The organism is Actinomycetota bacterium, assembly GCA_041658565.1.
Taxonomy (GTDB): domain Bacteria; phylum Actinomycetota; class AC-67; order AC-67; family AC-67; genus JBAZZY01.
This window is the reverse complement of sequence record JBAZZY010000039.1, coordinates 1-21,190: the sequence shown is the minus strand read 5'-3', so window position 1 is coordinate 21,190 and position 21,190 is coordinate 1. Positions and strand designations below refer to the sequence as shown.

At 64.5% G+C, this 21,190-nt stretch carries 27 protein-coding genes; 24 read left to right on the top strand and 3 right to left on the bottom strand.

Going from position 1 to position 21,190, the window contains the following annotated elements:
- From WDA27_13880 to WDA27_13815, 14 genes are all read left to right on the top strand, one after another.
- The coding region (locus WDA27_13880) for a hypothetical protein (protein MFA5892018.1) at positions 1-1,966 on the top strand (1,966 nt) is incomplete at its 5' end.
- Between the two features lie 47 nt (positions 1,967-2,013).
- Complete coding sequence (gene hrcA / locus WDA27_13875) at positions 2,014-3,051, top strand: heat-inducible transcriptional repressor HrcA (protein ID MFA5892017.1); 1,038 nt, start codon at positions 2,014-2,016, stop codon at positions 3,049-3,051.
- Between the two features lie 3 nt (positions 3,052-3,054).
- Positions 3,055-4,161, top strand: a complete 1,107-nt coding sequence (gene dnaJ, locus WDA27_13870; protein MFA5892016.1) for a molecular chaperone DnaJ — start codon at positions 3,055-3,057, stop codon at positions 4,159-4,161.
- Entirely contained in the window at positions 4,161-4,874 is a 714-nt protein-coding gene (locus tag WDA27_13865; GenBank protein ID MFA5892015.1) for an RsmE family RNA methyltransferase, read from the top strand. The genes dnaJ and WDA27_13865 overlap by 1 nt, the downstream gene beginning before the upstream one ends.
- Before the next feature lie 52 nt (positions 4,875-4,926).
- Positions 4,927-5,412, top strand: coding sequence for a transcriptional regulator (locus WDA27_13860; GenBank protein ID MFA5892014.1), 486 nt, complete (start codon positions 4,927-4,929; stop codon positions 5,410-5,412).
- A 14-nt stretch (positions 5,413-5,426) separates the two neighbouring features.
- The gene (locus WDA27_13855; protein ID MFA5892013.1) at positions 5,427-5,777 is read left to right on the top strand and encodes a histidine triad nucleotide-binding protein; all 351 of its coding nucleotides are present in this window, start codon (positions 5,427-5,429) and stop codon (positions 5,775-5,777) included.
- A 124-nt stretch (positions 5,778-5,901) separates the two neighbouring features.
- Positions 5,902-6,813 (top strand): PhoH family protein, encoded by a 912-nt coding sequence (locus WDA27_13850; protein ID MFA5892012.1) that lies wholly within the window; start codon positions 5,902-5,904, stop codon positions 6,811-6,813.
- Entirely contained in the window at positions 6,810-7,295 is a 486-nt protein-coding gene (ybeY, locus tag WDA27_13845; protein MFA5892011.1) for an rRNA maturation RNase YbeY, read from the top strand. The genes WDA27_13850 and ybeY overlap by 4 nt, the downstream gene beginning before the upstream one ends.
- Positions 7,292-8,590 (top strand): hemolysin family protein, encoded by a 1,299-nt coding sequence (locus WDA27_13840; protein MFA5892010.1) that lies wholly within the window; start codon positions 7,292-7,294, stop codon positions 8,588-8,590. The genes ybeY and WDA27_13840 overlap by 4 nt, the downstream gene beginning before the upstream one ends.
- Positions 8,587-9,474: a GTPase Era gene (gene era, locus WDA27_13835; protein MFA5892009.1), complete on the top strand. Its 888-nt coding sequence runs from the start codon at positions 8,587-8,589 to the stop codon at positions 9,472-9,474. Before WDA27_13840 ends, era begins: the two co-directional genes overlap by 4 nt.
- Positions 9,437-9,967 carry a hypothetical protein gene (locus WDA27_13830; GenBank protein ID MFA5892008.1) on the top strand — a complete coding sequence of 177 codons (531 nt, stop codon included), beginning with the start codon at positions 9,437-9,439 and terminating at the stop codon, positions 9,965-9,967. The genes era and WDA27_13830 overlap by 38 nt, the downstream gene beginning before the upstream one ends.
- Positions 9,968-10,018: 51 nt before the next feature.
- Entirely contained in the window at positions 10,019-10,729 is a 711-nt protein-coding gene (gene recO, locus WDA27_13825) for a DNA repair protein RecO (protein ID MFA5892007.1), read from the top strand.
- On the top strand, positions 10,708-11,454 hold the full coding sequence (gene uppS, locus WDA27_13820; GenBank protein ID MFA5892006.1) for a polyprenyl diphosphate synthase: 747 nt from the start codon (positions 10,708-10,710) through the stop codon (positions 11,452-11,454). The genes recO and uppS overlap by 22 nt, the downstream gene beginning before the upstream one ends.
- A 10-nt stretch (positions 11,455-11,464) precedes the next feature.
- Positions 11,465-12,049 (top strand): class I SAM-dependent methyltransferase, encoded by a 585-nt coding sequence (locus WDA27_13815; protein ID MFA5892005.1) that lies wholly within the window; start codon positions 11,465-11,467, stop codon positions 12,047-12,049.
- Here the strand turns inward: WDA27_13815 and WDA27_13810 are convergent, their stop codons facing one another.
- Positions 12,050-14,266 carry a hypothetical protein gene (locus tag WDA27_13810; protein MFA5892004.1) on the bottom strand — a complete coding sequence of 739 codons (2,217 nt, stop codon included), beginning with the start codon at positions 14,264-14,266 and terminating at the stop codon, positions 12,050-12,052.
- Positions 14,267-14,649: 383 nt separating this feature from the next.
- Here WDA27_13810 and WDA27_13805 point away from each other — a divergent pair, with 383 nt between their 5' ends.
- Together WDA27_13805 and WDA27_13800 are read left to right on the top strand one after the other, a co-directional pair.
- Positions 14,650-15,087 (top strand): hypothetical protein, encoded by a 438-nt coding sequence (locus WDA27_13805; protein ID MFA5892003.1) that lies wholly within the window; start codon positions 14,650-14,652, stop codon positions 15,085-15,087.
- Positions 15,088-15,192: 105 nt separating this feature from the next.
- Positions 15,193-15,414: a hypothetical protein gene (locus WDA27_13800; protein MFA5892002.1), complete on the top strand. Its 222-nt coding sequence runs from the start codon at positions 15,193-15,195 to the stop codon at positions 15,412-15,414.
- On the opposite strand, the gene WDA27_13795 is transcribed toward WDA27_13800, so the two are convergent.
- Complete coding sequence (locus WDA27_13795; protein ID MFA5892001.1) at positions 15,409-15,672, bottom strand: hypothetical protein; 264 nt, start codon at positions 15,670-15,672, stop codon at positions 15,409-15,411. The genes WDA27_13800 and WDA27_13795 overlap by 6 nt on opposite strands.
- Positions 15,673-16,200: 528 nt before the next feature.
- Here WDA27_13795 and WDA27_13790 point away from each other — a divergent pair.
- The 8 genes from WDA27_13790 (at position 16,201) to WDA27_13755 (ending at position 20,264) form a co-directional block, all read left to right on the top strand.
- Positions 16,201-17,079 (top strand): hypothetical protein, encoded by an 879-nt coding sequence (locus tag WDA27_13790; GenBank protein ID MFA5892000.1) that lies wholly within the window; start codon positions 16,201-16,203, stop codon positions 17,077-17,079.
- Positions 17,080-17,121: 42 nt separating this feature from the next.
- Complete coding sequence (locus tag WDA27_13785) at positions 17,122-17,358, top strand: DUF4160 domain-containing protein (GenBank protein ID MFA5891999.1); 237 nt, start codon at positions 17,122-17,124, stop codon at positions 17,356-17,358.
- Positions 17,339-17,641: a DUF2442 domain-containing protein gene (locus WDA27_13780; GenBank protein ID MFA5891998.1), complete on the top strand. Its 303-nt coding sequence runs from the start codon at positions 17,339-17,341 to the stop codon at positions 17,639-17,641. The genes WDA27_13785 and WDA27_13780 overlap by 20 nt, the downstream gene beginning before the upstream one ends.
- Before the next feature lie 79 nt (positions 17,642-17,720).
- Positions 17,721-18,242, top strand: coding sequence for a phosphoribosyltransferase family protein (locus WDA27_13775; protein ID MFA5891997.1), 522 nt, complete (start codon positions 17,721-17,723; stop codon positions 18,240-18,242).
- A 47-nt stretch (positions 18,243-18,289) separates the two neighbouring features.
- Positions 18,290-18,511: a DUF433 domain-containing protein gene (locus WDA27_13770; protein MFA5891996.1), complete on the top strand. Its 222-nt coding sequence runs from the start codon at positions 18,290-18,292 to the stop codon at positions 18,509-18,511.
- Entirely contained in the window at positions 18,495-18,695 is a 201-nt protein-coding gene (locus WDA27_13765; GenBank protein ID MFA5891995.1) for a DUF5615 family PIN-like protein, read from the top strand. Before WDA27_13770 ends, WDA27_13765 begins: the two co-directional genes overlap by 17 nt.
- A 7-nt stretch (positions 18,696-18,702) precedes the next feature.
- A complete protein-coding gene (locus WDA27_13760; protein MFA5891994.1) occupies positions 18,703-19,404 on the top strand; it encodes a methyltransferase domain-containing protein in 702 nt (233 codons plus the stop codon).
- A 302-nt stretch (positions 19,405-19,706) separates the two neighbouring features.
- The gene (locus WDA27_13755) at positions 19,707-20,264 is read left to right on the top strand and encodes a hypothetical protein (GenBank protein ID MFA5891993.1); all 558 of its coding nucleotides are present in this window, start codon (positions 19,707-19,709) and stop codon (positions 20,262-20,264) included.
- Positions 20,265-20,557: 293 nt separating this feature from the next.
- Here WDA27_13755 and WDA27_13750 read toward each other — a convergent pair whose 3' ends face one another.
- On the bottom strand, positions 20,558-21,100 hold the full coding sequence (locus tag WDA27_13750) for a hypothetical protein (GenBank protein MFA5891992.1): 543 nt from the start codon (positions 21,098-21,100) through the stop codon (positions 20,558-20,560).
- Between the last annotated feature and the right edge of the window lie 90 nt (positions 21,101-21,190).

The window sequence follows — 21,190 nt, the reverse complement described above, 5'->3', positions numbered from 1 at the left end:
CGACGCGACGGCAAGTGCGCGCACGATCACGGTCACCAACCCCGACGGCGCAACGCCTGCGACGTGCACCGGTTGCTTCACCGTCACCCCTTCCCCGACGCTTGCCGGTGTTACGCCGAACTCGAAGCCGCAAGGAGCTACCGGCCAGATCATCGAGTTGTCCGGCACCGGCTTCGTCGATGTGCCGACGGTTTCATTTGGGACGGGCATCCAGGTGAACTCGGTGGCGTACAACTCCGCAATCAAGGTCACGGTGAACATCGACCTCGATGCGGACGCCGCCGCTGGGTTGCGTTCGATCACTCTGACGAACCCCGACGGTGGAGTTGGAACTTGCACGGACTGCTTCACTGTGGATTCCGCGCCGACGGTTACCGGCGCCGATCCTTTGTCCGGCGGACAGGGAGCCTCGGGTTTGGACGTGGTTCTGACGGGAACCTCCTTCCTGGACGAGCCGGCGGTCGATTTTGGTTCCGGGATCACCGTCAAGTCTGTGGCCTACGGCTCACTCACAGAAGTCACTGTGAACATCGACATCGACGCGGCGGCCACGCTTGGCGCGCGCACGATCACGCTCACCAACCCCGACGGTGGAGTTGGAACTTGCACCGGCTGCTTCACCGTCACTGCTGCTCCCTCGCTGACGAGCGCTTCACCGACCGGATACGGACGCGGAGCGACCGGCCAAGATGTGGTGCTCACGGGCGCCGGATTCGTGGATGCTCCGACGGTTGGGTTCTCGGGTTCGGGCGTCACGGTGAATGATGTGACCTGGGACTCTGCAACTCAGGTTACGGTGAACATCGACATTGGGGCGGTTGCCGCCGTCGGCGCGCGCACGATCACGCTCACTAACCCCGACGGCGGGGTTGGGACCTGCGATTGCTTCACGGTCGAACCGGCCACCGAGGCGACGATTACCTTGCCGACCACGTTGAACGGCGTCGTCACCGTCGAATTCGACGAAGACGTTTCCGGGGTCACTACTTCCAACTTCGTGTTGCGTCGCGCCGGGACTACTGCGAACTACTCGGGATCCGTGACGTGTGCGGACGGCACCTCGGCGGCGGTCCCGTGTACGGCAGACAGCGTCCGTTCGGCGGTGTTGCGCCCCACCTCTGTTCTGGTCGCGGGTCGGCTGTATACGGCACAGATCAACCCCGAAGGTGCAGCCTCGATGATTACGAACTCGGTGGATGCCGAGGTGCCTGGATCTTCAGCCTCCGGGGTCGTCTCGGTCGCCCAGGAGGAAACCGGGTTCGGCACTTCATACACGTGGTTGAATCGGGGGTCGTCGTCTGCGTACGGCGGCAGTTACCGGACGACACATCTGGCGAATGCCCGCATCAACTACGCATTCAGCGGTTCCGCCGTGATTTGGTACACGGTTCTTGGGCCGGATCAGGGCTGGGCGAAGGTGTACGTGGATGGTGTCTACAAGGGGAGTTTCAACCAGTACTCCTCGAGCGCGCGCTACCGGATCGGACGCAGGTTGTCCGGACTTAGGAGCGGAAGCCACCGGCTCACGATCGTCGTGACCGGCAAGAAGGGTTCCAGCGCCGGAAGAGGGACGTGGGTGTCCGTCGATGCCATCTCCTCCTCGTCGACGGGACGGGATGTGACGCCGGCCCTCCAATACGGCTGGGCCTTCGTGTCGACATCGATTGCTTCGGGTGGCCGGTATGCCGTGAGCGATGTTGCCGGAGAGCGTGCGGCCTTCCGGTTCGACGGCACCGGGATCGACGTCTACATGGTCCTCGGACGCAATCGCGGGAAGGCTCGCATCTACGTCGACGGCAAGGCGGTCATGGACACCGACACGTACTACTCATCGTCGATCGTTCGGCGCCGAAGTATCCGCGGTCTTGCGGACGGCGCGCATACGCTTGTTGTGCTCGTGCTGGGGCAGAAGCGCTCTGCGTCGTCGGGAACCGCAGTCGCGATCGACCGATTCGTGGTCCGGTAGAAGAGTCGGCCTTAGCACTCGCCATCCCAGACTGCTAGCATCTGTTCATGCCTGAAACGCTGGTAGAGCGCCAGGCAGAGATCCTGCGTGCGGTCGTTCGCGAGTACATCCGAACGGGGGAACCCATCGGGTCCAAGCATCTCGTGGACCGCTCGCACCTGCAGGTCTCCGCCGCCACGGTTCGCAACGAGATGGCCCACCTGGAAGAGATGGGTTACCTCGTTCAACCGCATACCAGCGCCGGGCGGGTTCCGACCGACGCGGGGTATCGCTTCCTGGTGGACGAGATCAAGACGCCCCCGCGCTTGGCTGAAGGCCGGCGCCATGCGCTTGAGAGTGAGATCACGGGCGAAGCCGGCGGAACGGATGAACTTGCCCGCCGAGCCGGCGATGTGCTCTCGCGGTTCACGCATCACGCCGCCGCGGTGCTTTCGCGGCGTGCCCGGCCCAGTCGGTTGCGGCGGGTAGAGATCTTCTCGACGGCGTCTCGCCTTGCCATGGTCGTGTTGATCGCTGAGAACGGTCGGGTCGAGCAGCGGGTGATCCCGATCGAGGCCCCGTTGCGGGACACCGATATCGAGCGGATGGCCGATCCGCTGTGCGCGGATCTGCGAGGTGTGACTCTGGACGACGCGATCGCCGATGTCGCGACGCGCGCGCGCACGGGACCGCAGTCGGAGCGCGCGTTCATGGAGTCGTTGTGCGCGGCCCTGCGTGCGCTTCAGGAATCCGATGAGCACGTTGTGGTCGGAGGCGTTGCAAACCTGGCTTCAGAGCAGGATTTCGAGCGCGAGACGCTTCACCGGCTCTACGAAGCCATCGAGCGGCAGACCGCGCTTCTGGAGCTGCTGGCATCTTCGCTCGAGTCTGCGCCCGTCACGGTGCGAATCGGGTCGGAGGTTCCATCGGAGGACTTCCGCTCCTGCTCGATCGTCGTCGCCGAGTTCGGACTTCCCGGTGCCGATCGGGGATCGGTCGGCGTGATCGGGCCGACTCGGATGGAATACGGACGGGTCATTGCGACGGCAAACGCGGTCGCGCGGGCGCTAGAGGGCGCGCTCGGCACGCACGAGCCGCGGACTTAGTTCATGCCCGATTATTACGCCATTTTGGGGGTGCCTAGGGACGCTGCCGCGGAGGACGTCAAGCGTGCATACCGCGCGCTCGCCCGCAGTTCTCACCCCGACGCAAACCCCAACGATCCACACGCAGAGGAGCGCTTCAAGCAGGTTGCCGAGGCCTACGACGTGCTTTCCGATCCCGAGAAGCGCAGGCGCTACGACGCGTTTGGTGATTCGAACGCGAGTGGGGCGTTTGGAGGGTTCGGAGACCTGGGCGACGTGATGGAGGCGTTCTTCGGCGGTTCACCTTTTGGACGGGCGCGCGCCCGCACGCCTTCCTCGGCCGTAGCGGGTCAAGACATCGGTGTCGGTGTTTCGCTGACGCTTCAGGAGGCCGTGTTCGGTACCCGGCGTGCAATCTCCATCGAGGCCCTCGCTCGGTGCGCGCGGTGCAGCGGCGATGGGTGCGAACCGGGGACTTACCGCGCTCGCTGCGGTCGCTGCGGCGGTCAGGGTGAGATTCGCTCGTCGCGTCAGACGATCCTGGGCACGGTGATGTCGGCACGCCCGTGCCCGCAGTGCTCTGGGTCCGGTGACGCGCCCTCGGTTCCGTGTGCGCACTGTGGTGGACAGGGGCGTGCTGCCGAGGTGCGGGAGGAAGTCGTCGAGATTCCCGGGGGAGTCGCGGACGGTACGACCCTGCGCGTGCGCGGAAAGGGCGAGACGGGGGTGCGCGGCGGGCCCGACGGCGATTTGTATGTGCGAATCCGCGTCGCGCCGCACGAGATATTCGAGCGCGACGGCGACGATCTGGTGTGCGACCTCGTGGTTCCGTTGACTCAAGTGGTGCTCGGTGCCGAGATCCCGGTGCCGACGCTCGACGGCGAGGAAACCTTGCGCGTTCCGGCCGGAACCTCGCACGGGACGGTGTTGCGGATTCGTGGTCGTGGCGCAACGCGACTGGACGGTCGTGGCCGCGGTGACTTGCTCGTTCATGTAAGTGTCGAGATCCCTAAGCACCTCGCGGCCGATCAGCGAGAACTCGTCGAGAAGCTTGCTGAAATGCGGGGAGAGTCGGTGGCTGCCGCCGAGGGCGGGTTGTTCCGTCGTCTGCGCGACACCTTGCGTGGCTAGTGAGTGCGCCTCACTTCTTCGCGCGCGCCGTCGCCGGCGATGAGGTCGTCATCGGCGGCGAGGATGCGCGCCATGCGGCCCGCGTCCTTCGGATCCGTCCGGGAGAGGAGATCACCGTCGCCGACGGAGCCGGGTCGTTTGTGCGCGCGCGCACTGTGGATGTCGGGCCCGGCGCAGTGCGTGCCGAAGTTCTCGAAAGACGCACCGTTCCTCGGCCGCATCCACGCGTGACGGTCTTTCCTGCGGTCTGCAAGCACGGCAAGCTCGAATTCGTCGTCCAAAAGCTCACCGAGTTGGGCGTGGACCGGATCGCCCCGTGGTTTGCCGCCCGCAGCATTGTTCGATGGGACCCAGACAAGCGCCGAGCGCACGGAGATCGGCTGCGCGCCGTGGCTTGGGAGGCGTCCAAGCAGTCTCGGCGGGTTTGGCTCCCCGAGATTGTTGACCCGGCGGAACTGCCGGCGTTGCCTGCGGTCGCGGTCGTGCTGGACGAGGAGTCGTCCGACCGCCTCGGGGCATTGCTGCCGGTGGGGGAGCCGGACGAAATTGGGGTAATCATTGGTCCCGAGGGCGGTCTTGATCGCGAAGAGGTGGGTACCTTTCGCGGGCTGGGTGCGTTGGTCGCCGGGCTGGGTCCCTCGATTCTGCGAACCGAGACCGCCGCGATCATCGGGCCGGCGCTGGTGCTGGCTCGGTATGGTCGGTTGGGATGACAGGCGGCTCCTCCCGGTAGGATTTCGGCGAATCGCGTCGAAGGGACATACCGTGGACCGGGAGTACGCGTCGAGCGTGGGGGAGCGGCTGCGAAGCATCCGACTCCGAAAAGGTCTGTCGCTTCATGAAGTGGAGCGCCGGTCCGCCAAGGAATTCAAGGCTTCGGTGTTGGGCGCGTACGAACGAGGCGAGCGCGTGATATCGGTTCCGCGGTTGCAGGGGCTGGCGCGGTTCTACGGCGCGCCGATCGAGCATCTGCTTCCCCCGACGGGTGAGCGCGCGCCGGATGTGTCGGCTGCAGCCCCGACCTCGGCGTGTATCGACCTTGCGGGCTTGGAGCGTTCCACCACATCTGATGCCTCGATGATCTCGCGGTACCTCGCGATGATCCAGACGGTTCGCGGAGATCTCGGCGCGCGCGTCATTACGGTGCGCGCTGAAGACGTGCGCGTCCTCGCCGCAGCCCTGGACGAGACGCCCGGCGAATTCATCGCCCGGCTCGCCAGACTCGGTGTTCGCGCCGGCGTCGGCGCTTAGATCGAGGACGAACGATGGACTCCGAGTGTCTGTTCTGCAAGATCGTGTCGGGAGACATCCCGAGTACGCCGGTGCTGGATCGAGAGGCCGTGTACGCGTTTCGGGACATCCACCCTTCCGCGCCCGTGCACGTCCTCGTAGTGCCCAAACGGCATGTCGCCGACGTGCGCTCGATCGAGATCGAGCACGGCGCCCTTCTCGTGGAGATGATCGACGCCGCCCGTGAGGTCGCGCTCGCGGAGGGGGTCGGCGAATCCGGGTACAGGTTGATCTTCAACATTGGCCCCGACGCCGGCCAAACCGTCTTTCACCTGCATCTTCACGTAGTCGGGGGCGCTCCCATGGGACCGGTGGCCCGTCTGTGAGGGCTGCTCGGGTCGGTATACTTAATTGTGGACCGGCCGAAGTCGGGCAGAGCCGCAGGGCTCAGGAGTGCGAGTGGCTCAAAGTACGACCGAAGTGAAGATCCTTGTTCCTGGGCATCACCAGATGGTGAGCTTGCTGGGGCAGCGAGACGAACTCCTCAAGATGATCGAGTCGTCGTTCGCGGCAACGATTCTCGTGCGCGGCAACGAGATCCACATCCACGGGGAGAAGGCCGAGACGGATCGCGTGGCCTTCCTGTTCGAGGAACTCATCACGCTGCTCGACCGGCAACAGGTACTCACGGTCGAAGGTCTGGAGCGGTCGATCGCCATGGTTAAGTCCGGCGACGCGCGCCCTTCCGAGGTCCTCGGCGACGCGGCGTTGATCCATCGGGGCAAGGCGATTCGTCCAAAGACCGCAGGCCAGAAGAGCTACGTGGACGCGATTCGCGCCAACACGATCGTGTTCGGGATCGGTCCTGCCGGAACCGGGAAGACGTACCTCGCGGTGGCTATGGCCGTGCGCGCGCTGCTCGAGAAACAGGTGAGTCGTGTGATTCTGACGCGTCCGGCGGTTGAGGCCGGCGAACGCCTCGGGTTCCTGCCGGGCACGTTGCTGGAGAAGGTCGATCCGTACATGCGTCCGCTGTACGACGCCCTCTACGACATGATGGATCCTGAGCGCATCGTGCAGTTGATCCAGCGCGCCACGATTGAGGTTTCGCCGCTCGCGTTCATGCGGGGCCGTACGCTGAACGATGCGTTCATTATCCTGGACGAAGCGCAGAACACGACGCCGGAGCAAATGAAGATGTTCCTGACACGGTTGGGTTTCGGATCGAAGGTCGTCGTGACGGGCGACGTAACGCAGATCGACTTGCCGGCCGGGCAGTATTCGGGGCTGAACGCGGCGCGAGAAATTCTTACCGATATCGACGGCGTGGCATTTGAGTTCCTGGGGGCTCGTGACGTGGTGCGACACAAGATCGTGCAGGAGATCGTTGAGGCGTACCGGCGCTTTGACGAGAGCAAATGATTAGCGAGCCCGGCGACCCAAGCGGAAGTCCCGACTCCGGCGTCGTGGTCGAGGACGAGCAGGACGTCCCGCTCGATACCGAGGGCCTTCGCACAACGGCCGCGCGCGCGCTGGAGTTCCTAGGTGTTCCCGCCGCGGCAGGTCTGTCGGTCACGCTGGTGGATCCGGAGCAAATGGCGGAACTCAAGCAGCAGGCTCTTGGAGTTCATGCGGCCACCGATGTGTTGTCGTTCCCGATGGACTCGCTGGACGACCCAATGCCCGGACCACTAGTGCTGGGTGACATCGTGGTGTGCCCCGCGGTTGCCGCGCGCCAGGCTGCCGCGCTGGGGCACTCGATGGACGACGAGATGTCGCAGTTGCTGGTTCACGGGATCTTGCACGTCCTGGGCTGGGATCACGATGACGCGGCGTCGGAACGCGCGATGCGCGCGAACGAGCGCCGCGTGCTTTCCGCCGTATCGTCGGAGCGCACGCTGTGACCGGCGCCGAGATAACCCTCAGCATCGGGATCGGGATCTCGATCCTTGTGGCTGCGTTCCTCGCGATGGCCGAGACGTCGCTCACTCACGTCGGTCGCTTCCGCGTGCTGCAGATGGTCGAGGACGAACGTCGGGGCGCGCGGCGGCTCGCCCGGTTGCTGGAAGATCCTCCGCGGTTCCTCAACATCGTGCTGCTGCTGGTGTTGGTCGTGCAGCTCGGGGGAACGGCGATGGCGACCCTTCTGGCCGACCGGCTGACTTCGGACTACGGCTGGATCATCTCGACCTTCGGGATGACGTTGCTCATCTTCGTGCTCGCGGAGGCGGCCCCCAAGACGTACGCGATCCAAAACGCCGAGAAGGTCGCGCTGTTTGTGGCTCCGGGCATCGACCGTCTGGTGCGCGTTCCCGGCGTACAGGCCTTGATGCGCATGCTTGTTCGAGTGTCCAACGTCGTGACGCCGGGCAAGGGTTTGGCCCGAGGGCCGTTCGTCACCGAGGACGAGATTCGCACTATGGCCCAGGTTGCCGCCGACGAGGCCTCGATCGAAGAAGACGAGAAGGAGATGATCCACTCGATCTTCGAGTTCGGGGACACCGTCGTGCGCGAGGTCATGGTTCCGCGTCCGGACATGGTGGGCGTGGATGCGGATCAGGACCTGAACGACGTCCTGACCCTGATGCTCGAACACGGGCTCAGCCGCATGCCCGTGTTCGAACCGGGGGATTCCCGCAACATTCTCGGCTTGGTGTACGCCAAGGACATCATGCGCAAGCTGCATCGCGCGCGCCGGCCCAACGGGAAACGTGAGTTCAAGCCGCGGCTAAAGGACTTGCTGCGCGAATCGATGTTCGTTCCCGAGTCCAAGAAGGTCGCGGAACTTCTTCGAGAGATGCAAGAGAAGAAGACGCATATGGCAATCGTGGTGGATGAGTACGGCGACATCGCCGGGCTCGTAACGCTGGAGGACCTCCTTGAGGAGATCGTTGGGGAGATCGCCGACGAGTACGACCGAGAGGAGCCCCAGGTTCAGCCGATCGACGAACGCACACTCCTGGTAAACGGCCGGCTCCAAATCGACGAACTGTCGGAGTTGCTCCACGTGGAACTGCCGAGCACCGAGTGGGACACCGTCGGTGGACTCATGGCCGGGCTGCTGGGCAAGTTGCCGGCGCAGGGTGAGGAGATCGAGTTCCAGGGTTTGCTGTTCCGCGCGCAGCGGGTCCAAGGGCGCCGGATCGCGAAGGTTCTCATCACCAAGGCCGACGGTCCGGCGACCCTGGGCGATCAATGAGCGGTTATCGCTCGGGTTTCGTCGCACTGACGGGCCGTCCCAACGTGGGGAAGTCGACGCTGCTCAATGCGTTCCTTGGGCGAAAGGTCGCCATCACTTCCAAGCGTCCGCAAACCACCCGCAATGCGATTCGCGGAGTTCTCAGCGGCGACGACTGGCAGATCGTCTTCGTGGACACACCGGGCTTGCACAAGCCGAAGAACTTGCTCGGGGAGAAGCTCAACGAGGTTGTTCGCCGGACCATCCGAGAGGTGGACGCCGTCGTGTTCATGTTGGACGCGACTCAGCCCGTCGGTACCGGCGACGCGTTCGTAGCCCGCGAGATCATCAAGACCGGGACGCCGGCGATCTGTGTCGTGAACAAGATGGATGCCGTGCGCCGTGAGGAACTCGTTCCCCAACTCACGGCCGCCGCGGAGCTGGGCGACTGGCGCGAGATCATCCCGGTCTCGGCTGTTGCGGGAACCAACGTTCCCGAACTGCAGGACATCCTCTCGTCCGTTTTGGTGGAAGGCCCACAGTTCTACCCGGACGGAATGATCACCGACCAACCGCACGAGGTGTTGCTTGCCGAGATCGTCCGCGAGAAGGCGTTGCACGCGACGCGCCAGGAGATCCCGCACTCGATCGCCGTCGTGACCGAAGAGGTCATCGAGCGTCCGGACGGCGTGACGGAGATCCGGGCGATCCTGTTTGTCGAGCGCGAGTCCCAGAAAGGGATGGTCATCGGCAAGGGCGGTTTGATGCTGAAGCGAATCGGAACGCACGCGCGCCAGGATCTCGAGTGGATTCTGGGAACGAAGGTGTTCCTGTCGCTTCAGGTGAAGGTGGCCAAGGAGTGGCAGCGTGACCCGCGCGCGCTTCAGCGCTTCCTCGGGTACTGAGATGATCCGGATCGTCGCGCTGACCATCGCCGTCGGGGTATTGGCGGGATCACGGTTCTTGCCTTCGGGCCCGACGAACTTGCCGCTCGTGCAGATCCCCCAGGGGGTTTCGGCGCGAACCTTCGATGGGAAGCGTGTTTTCGTTGTGCGCGACGGCGAGGTGCTGCACGCCTACCTCGTGCGGTCCGGTCGGTTTGGTGAGCCGGTGCGATGGTGTCCGCGAGAGCAGTTGTTCTGGTCTCCGGCCCGTTCGGACCTGTTCGACCGGGCCGGCCGTAGGGTGTTCGGACCGGTTCGCCTCGACATGCTCCAGGTTCCCTTGACCATCACGCCCCGCCTGCTGGTGACGGCCGACGTCGATCACCCCGATGCGCATCCTGCTTCGAAGGGAGAAATCGATCCTGCGGTCTTCGAGTTCTACCAGCGGTTCTTGAACCAATCTGATGCGCCGCTGTCTCGTCCGCTGGTGTTCTGTCCGGATCCACTGATGTAATCGGCGGTCCTTCGCGCGGCAGGGGTGCGTGGGGCCGTACCATTGGACATCATGGCGTTGTACAAGGAGCAGGGCATCGTCCTGCGCACGATGAAACTCGGCGAAGCCGACCGGATCGTGACTGTGCTCACTCAGGGGTCGGGAAAGATCCGCGCGGTGGCCAAGGGCGTGCGCAAGACCAAGTCCCGCTTCGGCGCGCGCCTGGAGCCCTTCACGCACGTGGACCTGCTGCTGTACAAGGGCCGGGAACTCGACATCGTGACCCAAGCCGACATCATCACGTCGTTCAGGCGCCTGCGCGACGATTACGCGCGCTTTGCGGCCGGCGAGATGATCTTGGAAGCGGCCGATCGCGCGACTATCGAGAACGAACGCAACACGCGCATGTTCATGTTGCTGCTTGGATCCCTGCGCAGACTCGTGGAGCCTGAAGGCGAGCCGAGCACGATCGCGGATTCGTTCTTGCTGCGCCTCACGGCGCTCGCCGGGTTCCTGCCTGCGCTCGCCGCCTGCGCGGAGTGTGGACGTCCGCGTGTTTCCCGTTTCTCGATCCAGCAAGGGGGCATGGTGTGTGATGCCTGCCGCAGCGGCGGCACGATCGCGGTCGGGGAGGGCACGGTGCCGTACCTGGCGGCGCTGCTCGGCGACACGGCGTCGGATTCGGACGAGGCCGCGCGAAGGGAAGGGAGCAACCTCGTGCGCGCGTACCTTGAGTACCACCTCAACCGGCCGTTGCGCGCGTGGGCGCACGTTCCCCGATGATGGCGCGCGCCGGATCGAAGAAGGCAGTCGTGCCCGCGCACGTCGCCATCGTCATGGATGGAAACGGCCGCTGGGCGACGCGCCGCGGACTCGAGCGAACCGAGGGACACAGGGCGGGAGAGGATGCGGTGGCGCGCGCCGTTGATGCCGCGCTGGATCTCGGCGTTTCCAACCTGACGCTGTATGCCTTCTCCACTGAGAACTGGAAGCGGCCGCCATCGGAAGTCCGGTTCCTGCTGAACGACACCGAGCGGTTCGTGCTTCGCCGCCGCGACCAGTTCCACGACCAAGGCGTGCGCATGCGCTGGATCGGCCGCCGCGACCGGCGTGTGCCGCGGCGGATTCTGCGCCTGATCGACGAGACCACCGAGATGACCGAGCGCAACACGCGTATGACGCTCACGGTCGCGTTCAACTACGGAGGCCGTGCCGAGATCGTGGATGCGGCGCGCGCGCTGGCCGCACGCGCGGCGCGCGGCGACCTCGACCCCGCGCGCATCGACGAGCGCGCGCTCGGGCGGGCTTTGTACGACCCGGAACTGCCCGACGTGGACTTGTTCGTTCGCACCGGCGGCGAGCAGAGGATCTCGAACTACTTGCTCTGGCAGGCCTCGTACGCGGAGTTGGTGTTCCTCGACGTGCTGTGGCCGGACTTTGCTGCCGAGCATTTGCAGCAGGCCGTCGAGGAGTTCCGTCGTCGCCAGAGGCGCTTCGGGAAGGTGTGAGTCAGTGGAGATGTCCGAGGTCGAGAAGAAGTTCTGCCGCAGTGCGGTGTGGCGCGAACTGGTGCGGCGCACTGTGATGCCTTGGATCCTGGGGTTCAGCGACCTGCCCTCGCGCGCCGACGTGCTCGAGGTCGGCTCGGGGATGGGGCACGCCGCCGAGATGTTCCTGGACCGGTTCCCTGGTTGGAACTTGGTCGCGACCGACCACGACGAAGAGATGGTGGAGCAGTTGCGCGCGCGCCTTGAGCGTTTCGACGAACGGGCGCGCGTCGAGCGCGCCGACGCCACCGCGCTCGCGTACCCCGACCGCACGTTCGACCTCGTGGTGTCTCTCGGCGTGTGGCACCACATCGGGTCGTGGGAAACAGCCCTCGCCGAGTGCGCGCGCGTGTTGCGGCCCGGCGGACGCCTGTTGCTGGTCGATCTGCTGCCAGGCTTCTTCGTCGGGCCTATCGCGAAAGTGTTTCCACCCGAGCGCACCTACTCGCTCGGCGAGTTGCGCGAGCAACTCGCCGAGGCAGGGTTCGCGCGCTTTCGGGTGCGCGCGGCCGGCCGGCTTTGGTACCGGCTTCTCGCCGAAACCCCGTACGCCTAATCAGACGTAGGGGCGAACCAGCGCCTGCAGCGGGAACTCTACGTGGCGGCCGTATTGGTCGCCGACGTTGAGCTGCAATCCCGGAAGAATGACGATGCGCTGCTCGGAGTCGACCTCGGTGAGCGGCACCGGCATCTGGGCGTTGTCGGAGTCCGCGATGAACTGGATGTGCATCCCGTGGGTCGCGATATCGCCCTGCCAGAACTTGCGCGCGCCCGCCGGGTTCGACGCTGGGTCTCCGTCTTCGGGAGTCCAGCACACGCGCGGGAGCGACTCGCTTGTCGAGGGGTCGGTGTAGGTCCCGTACGCGCCGTCGTCGGGCGCGCGCGAACGCAGGTGCGGCCCCGGATCCGATCCCGTCCCGTCGTCGAAGCAGGAATCGTCGCGGTAGTAAGGCTGAGTGATCAGCGTGTAGGCATCGCCGGCCGTGTGCTGCTTGATCGACCAACGCGTCACCAGAGTTCCGAACGGACCGCCGACCTGCTCCCAGTTGAGCGGCCCGGTCGGACCGGAGAATGTGGGGTCGGCGAAGTCGAGGTCGTTGCAGACGCCGTCGCCGGATGCCGGGTCGACTCCGATCTCACAGTCGTCGGAGCCCCCTGCGAGCGGCACGGTGTGGTGCTGCGGGCCGACGACGGGGATCGGGTCGTCGTCGCGGATCTCGACGCGGTCGTTGGCGATGTGCACGTTGGTGTTGCCGAACACTTCGTCGTTCTTCCCGTCGACATCAACGCCTTCGGTCACGAAGGGGTTGTAGTAGCGGGTCATCTTGCCCGCGTTGTAGTCCCACTGGATGTAGACGCCGTCGGCGGGAGGCATCACGTGAACCCGAAGGGCGTCACTCAGGCGAAACTCGTCGCGGTAGAAGGTTTCGACGCGAACGTTGTTGGTCGAAGAGTCGGCTCCCCATGCCGCGCGAATCGCGCGCACCGGACCCCAGCGCTCGCCCATCGAGATGGACGAGCCGCCCCAGTTGTTGACCTCCTCCTCGTATCCGCAGCACGGCGTAGTTCCACCGGGGCGCTGTTGGAAGGCGCGCGCCTTCCACTGGTCGATCAGGTCGGGACCAACATTGCCGCCGGCATCCAGGCCGGTGTCGTCCGGCGAGACGCGGATCTGCGTCATCAGCCATCGTCCGTCGTAGCGGAACCAATAGCGCGGAGTCTTGATCCACGCGGTATCGAGCGGCCGCCGCTGCTCGATCACCCACTCCGCGGGACGATCGATCCCCTCGGGGGAGGTGTAGTCGTTGTCGTGTGCCGTGGTCGAGATGGAGCCGTCCGGGTTGCAGTACGGGCCCTTAGGAGCCGCGCCGTAGCCGTCGTAGGAGGACTGCGAGTACACGAACATGTCCGCGTTCGCGTCGCGCTGGTATCGGACGTAGCCGTTCTCCGAGGTGTACGCGGGTGCCGGGCCATCGGGCGCGGCGAGCATCACGTACGCGAAGGCGACGTTCTCGGGTTTCGACGGATCCGCGACGGCGACCTCGTTTGCGGACTCGATCCCGGTCGGAAGGGCGGTGCCGGCTGGCGCCTGCGTTCCGGCGTCGGACCACATGAACGCCAACTCGTCGTTGTCGTCCAAGCCCTTGACCGGGTCTGCCGTCGTTGCGAATCCCTTTGGTCCGATCTCGCTGCCGGGAGCCGGCTTCGCAAGGCAGGGGTTGCCGTCGTTGGCGATGAAATCGTCCGAGGTGTAGCGGAAGCCCTCACGGTCCCAGGCGTAGGTCGTTTCCTGATCCACGCCCGAGTAGAACGCGAACCCCGATGCGTTGTTCGTCAGGTAGCGAGTGAACCGCTCGTCCACCTGGAATGGAATCTGTACGAACGCCTCAGCGGCCGAGTCCCACCGGTAGCCGAGGATCCGGTTGACGTCGGCTCCCACGTTGGGATTCGCCGGAATGCGCGAAGGCTGGACGCAGTTGTGATCCCCGTTGTCGGAGTAGTCGTAAGGGTTGGGGTGCTCGCTGCTCTTGTAGCAGTCGCTCGCAAGCGGCCCCAGATACTGGTGCTGGTCGAAGACCGTGTACTCGGTCGGAGTCTGCGGTTCCCGGAAAGTCGGATCGGGTCCGGCGCTCCACGCCGGAAACTGCGCCCCCGTCAGTACGACAGGTTCGACACTCCGGTCTTGGGTTACGAGCGTCGGCGCGGCCCGCCCCGGCAACGGGGCGACGGTAAGTGCGAGCACGGTCAATGCAAGCGGCAAACGAGAACGCATGGGGCTCCCTCCCAATCTGGTTCACGTACCTGGTTCGCCGCGGAGAGGGGCAATCCCTTGCCGCGCGCCTTGTGGGCGCGCGCGAATCAGGCAGGGGAGACTTGTGGGAACGACGACGGGTCGGACCAGCGCGCGCGCCCAGAAGTCCTACGTCGGCTGGATCCGCCCCTGCTCCGGTTTCGCGGCACGCATGTCGAGGTCGTTCATCGCCCGTCGCTATCCCGACCGCCCGGACGGGAGAACAAACAAACTGCCACCCCAATGCGTCGTCCAAACCCACTGCCATCAGGGACTTCGCGTGGGACCGAAAACAAGGCCGCGCGCGCTATCCTGTCCGAGCGGATCGATATCGAGGTCCGCATAGATGGGAGTTGAACGGACCGATGGCTGAAATCGACTTCCTGAACGTGGATCTAGAGCTCGAGGGCCGCGAGCCGCTCGATCCTGTTCTCGATGACCTTGGCGAAGAGGTCGTGGTGATGTATCGGGCTGAGTCGCGCGGGTTGTTTCAGGCGAGCGTCGAGATTGCAGGCGGCATGTCGACCGATGCGGATTCGGTAATCAATCACCTGTGCAGTCTCGTCGAGTGTATGAAGCCGGGGGCGCGCGCAGTTTGGGATCGATGTGTGTCCAGGATGTTCGATGTGGGCTACGACAGCGGCGACACGCCCCGGAACTTCCGGTCGATCTTGCAGCCGGCCACGATTGCCCGCGTCGCGTCGGTGGGCGGCTCGGTAGCCGTCACGATCTATCCACTGGGCATGCCGACTTTCGACGTTGCCGAGGTAGGTCAGCCGGATGCGTGTGAAACCGAGGGTTGAGCCCCGCGGGTGCGAGGCCGTACAACTCGCGGCCGCACCCGACGCTCGCTACGCTCGCGCGGGTGAGCCGCCAAGTCGTTGGGCGGACCAGACGAAAGGATGACTATGGCCCCACGAGATGCCTTCGGTGTGTTCGCGCGTTCGCTCGGGTTGTGGCTCAGCGTCACGTCGGCTCTTGCTCTGTTCAACGTGTTATGGGACCAGTCGGGCCATCTTGAGGCAGGCTGGGTGATTCGCCTCTCTGCCTCGGTCGTGATCGGGTTGATCCTGCTCGTGTGTGGAGATGGTCTCGCTCGCCGCCTCTACAGCCGATCTGCATCGTCATGATTTGTGCGCAGCCGCCCAACTTGCGGCTAGAGCAGACTGCTCGCGCGCTTCGCGCGCGTCCGGCTGCGCAGCCGCCAGGACGTTGGACGGACTAGCCTCGATCGATATGAATCTCGACAAACTCGCCTCGTCCATCAACGCGGTCGCGCGCATTCGCGGCTCCTTCATGCTCCGCTCCGGAGTCACAGCGACCAAGTACTTCGACAAGTACCGCTTCGAGTCCGACCCGGTGTTGTTGGCCGGGATCGCTGACCACATGCGCGGCTGGATACCAGGAGAGCGGAATGAGCCAGGACTTCCCCTACTCGAGTCCGGCGATGTTAGGGAGCAACACCTGGACAAGCATTGTGAAGGGGTGCCAATGGTACGACCGAAATTTCACGTGCGTGCCGTCCTCCAACGCCCTTGTCACCGCCTCAACAATTTGCACCTGCGGAATCGGGTCCATCGGGCGCGGGTCCGATGGTCCCCCGCGAATGACCGCGTCTCGCCCGGTGACCGCAGCGGTCTAGGGCGAGACGAAGGAAGATGATGACCGGCAGCGCGCGACGGATCAGCCGGGGAGTCGTTTGCTCGGGCCTTGCGCTCAGCACCTTGGTCGCCTGCACCGCCGCACCCCGATCTCCGCGCGCGCTGCCGTCGTCCTCCGGTCCAGTGGTTGGTGCCTCGTGTTCAACGGAGGGATCCTGTCCGTCGGATTCCGCAGTGCCCAGTTCACGTGGGGGCTCATCTGCGGCCGCGCCGGGTGCGCCGAGCGGCTCGGCCCGAAGCGAGCGGTTCCTTCGAGTGCCGAGAATTCCGGCCAGCGCGTGGGAGGGCTCTTACAGCGCCTCGGGGTCGGGGTTCTTTGAGGATTCCGCGCACGGCCGAACGAACTACCCCTCTCCCGACGGGGTCTTCACCGGCCTCGGAACGGATTCACAGCCCCGCGATGGTGCATCGAGCGAGGCCTACTACCGCCTCTACCCTTACTTCAACTCACCCACGACCAGCCAGCCCAACTGGTACTTCACATGGAACATGCGTCCCACGGACTACGCGATGACCGAAATCAGCCTCACCTTTCCAATCCAGGGAAGAGGGCCGTGGGCATCCTGGAACTTCCCTCTGAAGTCGCCCCTGCCGTGGTTGTCGCTTCCCGTCGGCCACGTTTCCCATTCGTCGACGCGCTTCGAAGGTGCCCACGCTCTGACCATGCGGCGAATGTCTTCCACTTCGTGGCGAATTGAGATCGCGCTGCGCCGCTCCGGTGGTGCGCCCGGCGACTATGCGAAGAGCGGCAGGTTCACGATGACCACGGATCGACCGCTGCCACCCTGGAACTCGATACGGCTCAGGGGGGGAGATCGTGGACACTGCCGGTGCCAGGTGCTGGGCGTCGTTCGATCTGAAGGCAATCTCGAACGAATAGCCGGCTGGGCGCTACGGCTGCACACCCGGGTTTCCGGGTGGGCGTGGAAGGACAGCGACGAGCTTGACTGGAGCGTTGAAGCTCGGAAGTACTCGCGCGAGGAAGCCGCGAAGATCCGTGAAGAAGGTCTTCGTGTGGCGAAGAGGCTCGAGGTGCGGGCTTGGCCGTTTCACCAGGATTGGTCGGCCTGGCGACCGAGCGCGAATTGGCCGGTACCCGGTGTTCCCGAGGACTGGAACGATGCGACTCTTTAGTGCTCCAAGAGCCTTGTCGGTGGCGACAGTTACGATTACCGGATGCCGACGATACTGATACGCGGTCCCTATCGCGTGTTCTTCTACTCGGGTGACAGCGTAGAGCCGCCTCACGTCCACGTGCAGCGTGAAAAGATGGTGGCGAAGTACTGGCTGAACCCAGTACGGTTGGAGCGTAGCGGCGGGTTCGGGCGGGTTGAATTGCGTCGCATCGAGGCATTGATCGAAGCGGAAGCCGCATCGCTGTTGAGGAGGTGGGATGAGTTCTTCGAGGATTGAGATCGGTCGAGCAGAGGCGATCAGCATTTCTGTAACCGAGGACTCCCTTGTCGTAGACCTCGTCGATGGTCGCACGGTGTCCGTGCCCTTGGCTTGGTATCCGCGGTTGGCTCACGGAAAGGCCAACGAACGCGCCGAGTGGGAGTTGATCGGGAGGGGCGAAGGCATTCACTGGCCGTTGCTCGACGAAGACATCAGCGTCGAGGGTTTGCTCGCGGGCCGCCCCTCCGGCGAGTCCCAGGAATCGCTCAAGCAGTGGCTCCAGTCGCGGTCTGCCGTCTAACCCCGCGGTTGCACCGGACACTCGCTGGCGCTCGCGCCGCTCAGCCGCCAAGTCGTTGAACGGACTAGCCTCGATCGATATGGATCTCGACAAACTCGCCTCGTCCATCAACGCGGTCGCGCGCCTTCGCGGCTCCTTCACGCTCCGTTCCGGAGTCACAGCGACCGAGTACTTCGACAAGTACCGCTTCGAGTCCGACCCGGTGTTGTTGGCCGCGATCGCTGACCACATGCGCGGCTTGGTGCCTACCGGGATTGATGCGCTCGCCGGACTGGAGCTTGGCGGCGTGCCGGTGGTCACGGCGCTGTCGCTGCGCAGTGGGCTGCCTGCTATCTTCGTTCGAAAGACCGCCAAGGACTATGGCACCTGCCAGCTGGTCGAGGGTCTGGACGTGGCCGGTCGCCTGTTGTGCATCGTCGAAGACGTGGTCACCTCTGGCGGGCAGATCATCGAGTCCTGCATCGCCCTCCGCGCGCTCGGTGCTTCCGTGGAGCACGCGCTGTGCGTGATCGACCGAGAGACCGGTGGCACCGAGGCGTTGGCAGCCATCGGCCTCGAACTGCGACCACTGTTCCGTCGCAGTCAGATCGACCGCGCGTAGCCCCGGTAGGACTGTTCCCCGCCTCCGCCAGGCGGTAACCTGAATGGATGAGTTCGCTGGATTCTGTCGTGCACTCGGATCCCGAGATCCTGAGCGGAGCGCCCGTGTTCATCGGGACCCGCGTTCCCCTGCGCAACCTGATCGATTACCTCGAGGACGACTACAGCGTCGAGGGCTTCCTCCAGCAGTTCCCGTCCGTGCGTCGCGAACAGGTCGAGGCGGTCTTGGAAGCCCTCGAGGAAACACTCCCTCGTGCGCGTCCTGCTTGACGAGCACCTGCCGCTCGACCTGGCCGCGGAGTTGATCGGTCACGACGTGACGACCGTGCGAGCCCAGGGTTGGACCGGCATGAAGAACGGTGAACTGCTGGCTACCGCTGCGTCGGCTGGTTTCGGACATACTGCTCACGAACGACCGAGGGATCGAGTACCAGGTCGTTATGCAGACCAATAGGAAGAGCATGAGCAACAAGACAAGGATGGCGTACGACCGCTGGTCTGAAAAGTACGACGCTGAGCGCAATCCCCAAATCCTGATGGAACACGACGAAGTTGTTCGGCTCGTCGATGCCCGTCCGGGTGAGTCGATCCTCGATGCCGCGTGCGGGACCGGCAAGTACACGATCGAGTTCCACAACGCTGGTGCTGCAGTCATGGGCGTCGACTTCTCTGACGGAATGCTCGCTGTGGCCGCGCGCAAGCACCCCGCGTTGTCGTTCCGTTACGCCGATCTGTCTCTGCCGCTGCCGTTCGAGGCTGCGTCGTTCGACAAGGTCAATTGCGCGCAGGCCTTGAAGCACATCGCAGACCTGCGTGCCGTGTTCAGAGATGTCGCGCGCGTGCTGAGACCGGGAGGAGCCTTCATCTTTTCGGTGACACATCCCGACATGTGCTGGGATGACTATGAGATCGACAGCAGGGCCGATGTAGACCTCCGCGCCGAAGCCGACATGCACGACCACCGATTCTGCGACTATTTCGAGGCGCTGGAGCGGAACGGCTTCGACCTGGACCGCTTGGTGCAGATACCAGTGTCTGACAAGATCAAGCACCTGCTGACCCCAGAGTCCTTCTGGAAGGTGCAGGGGCGCTACCAGGTGCTCGCCATCAGAGCCAAGAGGCACAAGCAAGACCTGGGGCCGACGCCATTGCCGTGCAACTGAATGTGCAGCGCTGGAACGGCCGGGGAGATAGGTGACGGATCAGTCCAGGGACAGGGGTGACGATGGCCGGATCGAGAATGCTGCAAGATGATGTGATGCGTCCTTCCAGGGGGAGATCGCTACGACGCGCGATTCCTCTCGGCAGCGCGGTGCTTGTCTTCTCATTGACTGCATGCGGGACGGGCGTTTCCCCCCAGACGGGTTCGGTTGCTGGGGAACAGGGACTGCGGTCGACGCGCCAACTGTCATGCCGAGGAGAACATAGTCTCCCGTTCACACGAGCCGCTCTATCGGCTTCCCCGATGACGGCGGACGAGCACGAAGCTCTGCCATTCGTCCGTCGGTACCTGCAGGAGCACGGACAGGAGGTGGACGTCCATGCGGACGCTGAACTTCGGCTCCTGTCGGCGTCCGACGGTGCGGCGTTGTTCGCGGTGGGCAAGACGTTGGAGGGATTCGGCTCGATCACGTTCGAGCGAGACGGTTCGGAGTGGAAGTTCGACCGTTCCCAAGGCCGATGCCTTCCGCAGGGTTGGGTAGGAGGACGCGAGGCGAGCCCGTGGGCGGTCGAGGGCGCACTCGATCGCGCCAGCCGCCGGGTGTACGCCCTTGTCGAAGAGATGGCCTGTGCCGGCGGTATGCCGGCCGATGGGCGGATCAACCCACCTCTGATCGAATGGGGCTCGACAACCGTCATCGTGACGATCACTGTCAGACCAAAGGACGGGGTCCAAAACTGCCTGGGCTACCCGCCGACGAAGTTCTCATTCGACTTGCCTGAGCCACTGGGAGACCGAGTGCTCCTTGATGGCTTCCATGAACCGCCGGCGCCGCCCGGCACGCCCATGACCTCAGGTTGACGCAGGCGATGCGATACGTGGTGGTTCTTGAGCACGGGGAGTCGGGGCGGGGCGGCCACGTCTCGGATCTTCCCGGCTGTATCGCCGCCGGGGAGACGCGCCAAGAGACGCTCGATCTCATCCGGGAGGTAATTCCACATCGATAGCCTCAGGCAAGAGGGCCTGCCCGTGCCGGAGCCTTCCAGCGAGGCCGAGATCGTAGAGATTCATGCCGCATGACGCGCGGCTGGAGCCGACGCTCGCCGTGTGAGTTCGCGGCCGGCTCCGCTAGACGAATTAGGCTTCCCGCCACGCTAGTCCGGCGCTCGGCCGATCTGCCGGTCTTCCTGGTGCTCCTTTCGGTCACGAATCGCGCGCCGCGCTAAGAGCAGCCCGTAGATCGGAACGACTGTAAAGACGGCCGCCGTTACGAGCACGCCGGGGATGTCCTCCGACCCGGCATCCGCAGACCCAGGCCAGATGAGACCTCGCGCCAAGCCGGACACAACTGCGGCGGTCCAGATCACCGAGGGCCAGAACCCGGCACCGTCCCGCCGGACCGGCCGATCGAGCAGTGGCGCTGCCTGTCTCGATCGGACGCCAAACCACCACGCGAGGCACGTTACCGACAACCCCGACAACGTCCAGACGATCACGCGCTCCACCGACTGGTAGTCCAGCAGAGTGATTAGAAGCAGAGTGCCAAGGATCATCAGCAGCACAAACCGATACCACCGCACAGCGAGGAACGCGATCCCGCCGTATGCCGCGAGCGTGAGCGCAAAGCGGTCGACGGGAGCGTGATTGTTGGCCAGAACGACACCACTCGCGATGATGCCAAAAGGAGATATCGTCAAATGTTGTGGAACGCGTAGCGTGAATCACGCGGCGTCCTTCCCCTTCGTTGCTTCTCGTTCAACCAACTTGCCGTTCACGAACTTCGCGCC